4 protein-coding genes and 2 pseudogenes are annotated in these 3,163 nt (G+C 66.7%); 3 read left to right on the plus strand and 3 right to left on the minus strand.

Features of this window, described 5'->3' with window-relative positions; genetic code table 11:
* From M8J73_RS43380 to M8J73_RS45720, 3 genes are all read left to right on the plus strand, one after another.
* The coding region (locus tag M8J73_RS43380; RefSeq protein WP_249829874.1) for a helix-turn-helix domain-containing protein at positions 1-336 on the plus strand (336 nt) is incomplete at its 5' end.
* A 391-nt stretch (positions 337-727) separates the two neighbouring features.
* On the plus strand, positions 728-1,204 hold the full coding sequence (locus M8J73_RS43385) for a hypothetical protein (RefSeq protein ID WP_157873216.1): 477 nt from the start codon (positions 728-730) through the stop codon (positions 1,202-1,204).
* A 239-nt stretch (positions 1,205-1,443) separates the two neighbouring features.
* Positions 1,444-1,659: a hypothetical protein gene (locus M8J73_RS45720; protein ID WP_157873215.1), complete on the plus strand. Its 216-nt coding sequence runs from the start codon at positions 1,444-1,446 to the stop codon at positions 1,657-1,659.
* A gap of 206 nt (positions 1,660-1,865) precedes the next feature.
* Here the strand turns inward: M8J73_RS45720 and purU are convergent.
* The 3 genes and pseudogenes from purU to M8J73_RS43405 all read right to left on the minus strand — a co-directional run.
* A pseudogene (purU, locus tag M8J73_RS43395) lies at positions 1,866-2,048 on the minus strand (formyltetrahydrofolate deformylase); the annotation flags it as partial.
* A gap of 297 nt (positions 2,049-2,345) precedes the next feature.
* On the minus strand, positions 2,346-2,708 hold the full coding sequence (locus M8J73_RS43400; RefSeq protein ID WP_055540575.1) for a hypothetical protein: 363 nt from the start codon (positions 2,706-2,708) through the stop codon (positions 2,346-2,348).
* Positions 2,702-3,163, minus strand: a pseudogene (locus M8J73_RS43405) (hypothetical protein); the annotation flags it as partial. The pseudogene M8J73_RS43405 and the gene M8J73_RS43400, both read right to left, overlap by 7 nt.

The raw sequence follows: 3,163 nt of genomic DNA on the forward strand, positions 1-3,163 counted from the left end.
GCTCTGGGCCCGGCCGGATACGAGAAGGCCCTAGCGGAAGGCGCCCGGCACGACAGCCCGGCCCGGGCCATCGCCCTCGCCCTGGACACGAGCACCGGGGCCGACAGCGGGCGGACCGCCCCGGCCGCCACCGCGCCGTGCCCGCTCAGCCGCCGGGAGCGGCAGGTCGCCGCGCTGGTCGCCGAGGGCATGACCAACCGGCAGATCGCCGCCCAGTTGGTGCTGTCGCCGCGTACGGTCGACGGGCACATGGACAGCATCATGACCAAGCTCGGCTGCAGCCGCCGGACCCAGGTCGCGGCCTGGTGGACGGCGAACCAGGTACCCGCCCTATAAAAATCAGGTAAGCACCCCCCGTAGAACTACGCATGTGCGGGAACGGGTGCGCACCGATGCTTTGCGGCATGAAGCACAGCACGCAGGGCGGGCTCGCAAAAAGCGCAACCTGCGAGCCGGTGCCGCTCAGACCGTCCCGGGCACCGAGAGCCTCACGCCCTCAGGCCACACGCGGATGAGCGACGCTGGTGGAAGCGCTTGTCTCCTCCTTCGGTGAGAGCGCTCTCGTTCTTCTGAAGCGGTCCGACCCGCCGGGCGGCCCCGGTCACCTTCGGTTACCGGGCCCAATGGGTCGAACGCGGTGGCCCGCACGCCGTTCGCAAAATTCATCTCCTTCGTGAGCCGACCCTGCCGATCCGGCCGTCGGTTCCCTCTGCGAGAAAGAGAAAAAGTGAGAACCACAACGAGAAGAAGGCGCCTCGCCGCGGCGCTGGTCGCGGCGGCCGCGACTGCCACGGTGTCCCTGGCATCACCCGTCGCCGCATATGCGGACGATGAGTCGGCCACGTCCACGTCGGCGACGAGCCAGGAGCAGTACCAGACCCTCGACGATGTCGCCCAGCAGTACCACCCCCTCGGGGTCTACACAGCCGACGACGGCTCCCTGACGATGCTCGCGCTGCCCGCGGACACACCCCCCGCCGACGGGGACCAGCTCGAGTCGAAGTTCCCGGCCGGTATGAACGTCCTGGGCTATATCAGCCAGTTCACCAAGGACGAGGAGCAGCAGCTCGAGCAGGAGGTCACGGCGAAAGGCTGGATCGCTGACAACACGGTCGACTACAGCGTCGGCGTCTCCTATGACGCGAAGAATGACGTGGTGCTGGTCGACACCGACGCTCCGGAATCCACGCCGGTGCTCGTATGAGGTTCTTGGTGCGGCCAGAGCCGCGGCCGCCGCGCGCTGCGCAAGGCGCCTGACCGGTTCCGACACGGGAATCGATCTTGATGGCAGTTCTGTCAAGCTGCGCGGGTAGCAAAGGCACAACGCGGACTCAGCGAGCTCCTTGTCTGTGCGGTCGCGGAATGGTGATCACCATGGGGCGAAGGTGTACTGAGTCCGTCTGAGAAAGACGCAACGCCTGTGCCTGCAGATCAGACACCAGCGTGTCGAAGTCCAGCTTTTGCGCGCGTGCCCTTCGGCTCAGTGATGGTCTCGCCGCCGTCGGCGAGCATCACGGCGAGATCGACCGCGACCCGGCCCGGCTCGTGGCCGGTGCCGCGCGGGCGCAGCCTGCGCAGAGCGGTGGTGAAGACGCTGGTCAGGCCGGTGGCACCAGTGAGATCGGCCGGCAGACGCGATCCGGTGTCGAGTCCGATTGACTGTTGCGGAAGCCCTGGGGGCGCCTCACTCGAGCCGGAGGCCGTAGTCGCTCAACGCTGCTCGTCGCCGCGGCCATGAGCAGCGGCCTGCGGAGGAAATCTTCCACCGCCTCTGCCAGGAGCACGGCTGCACCGCGCTGCCGTCGCTCGGAGGCCAGGACGGACTGTTACGGGCGCTGCTCCAGGCGGCGCCCGCAACGGAACCGTCAGTCCGGGAAAACCACGGTCGTACGTCCGTTGAGGAGCACTCGGCTCTCCAGATGATGGCGGACAGCCCTGGCCAGCACGCGCCGCTCGATGTCCCGCCCGTTGCGGACCAGTTGCTCGGGCGTGTCCCGGTGGGTGACGGGCTCGACGTCCTGGGCGATGATCGGGCCCTCACCAAGATCTTCATCAGACTTCTAGCCGTCGCCATCCCGCGCTCGTCAAGATCATTTCCCACGATGCAGCTGAGGGCCCGTAACAGCTTGCGCCGCATCACGAAGAGCGGCGCCGCGAGCGCCGCTCGGCCGGTGGTCGGCTGTCGCCATGGCTTTCATGCGCATTGGGCCATGAGCGGGTTGCGTGCCGTCAATGTCTCATGGCTTCTCAGACGGCCCGAAGGAGCGTGCTCGTGCCCGGCCATCGGTCCATCGCCGAAGCCGAGAAACTGGTCGCCAAGGGGTCACGGCTGCGTCCAACAGGGGTCACAACGTTTCCGTTTCCGGGTTGAGCGCATGGCGCCGCAGGCGTGGAAGGGTGTCCGCCCCTGTTGCGACCGTTTCCACGTCGAACCAGGTCAGCAGTGTGGCCCATTTCTCCAGCGCCGTTGCCATCGCCCCGGTGTCGAGTCTGCCGGGCACGTCGAACACGATGCCCAGCCACCCCGAGTGCCGTTTGCCCGCCATCTGGTTGGCCAGCCGCCGCCAGATGTGGTTCTCCTGTACGTAGGACGGCGGGGCCGGGTGCTCGGGCGCCGTTGCGGTGACCGCCAGTACCGCGGCGGGTACCCGGAATTCGACCAGTTCACCGGGTTCCGGAGCGTATTCGAGGATCGGTGTCATCAGCATGTTGCGGATTCCTTTCCTCGGCAGTCTTCACTGCCTTCATTGGCAATCTGTTCCATGAGCCATCTGGTCTGTTCGATATAGCGTGGAACGGCGGTTCTGATGCCCTCGGTATCCGGATATCGGAAACTCAGGTAGACGCCGCGGTGTGAGCGCATGATCCAGAGGAACACTTCGTGGGGGTGTATGCGGCGGCTGCGCAGCGCGAACGCCCGCCATTCGCCCCACTGTTCCGCGCCCGGAGTTCTGCGTATATCCATGTACGAGACCATGAACCGTGGTTCGAGTGGCATCCCGAGCAATTCGGTGATGCGGGGAAGTGGCACGGTCGCCAGGGGTCTCGCGCGTTTCAACGCCAGGCCGGCTCCCGCCATCACTTCACGAAAGGCGTCGGTGCCGCGCACCGCGAATCCGACCGGCGCCAGTCCGACGTACCAGCCGACCGACTGGGCCCACTG

This window comes from Streptomyces neyagawaensis (genome assembly GCF_023516595.1).
GTDB classification, from domain to species: domain Bacteria; phylum Actinomycetota; class Actinomycetes; order Streptomycetales; family Streptomycetaceae; genus Streptomyces; species Streptomyces neyagawaensis.

Bases quoted from the DNA above. Each gene is read 5' to 3' on its own strand.
- M8J73_RS43400 (WP_055540575.1), bottom strand. From the start codon at position 2,708: ATGCTGATGACACCGATCCTCGAATACGCTCCGGAACCCGGTGAACTG.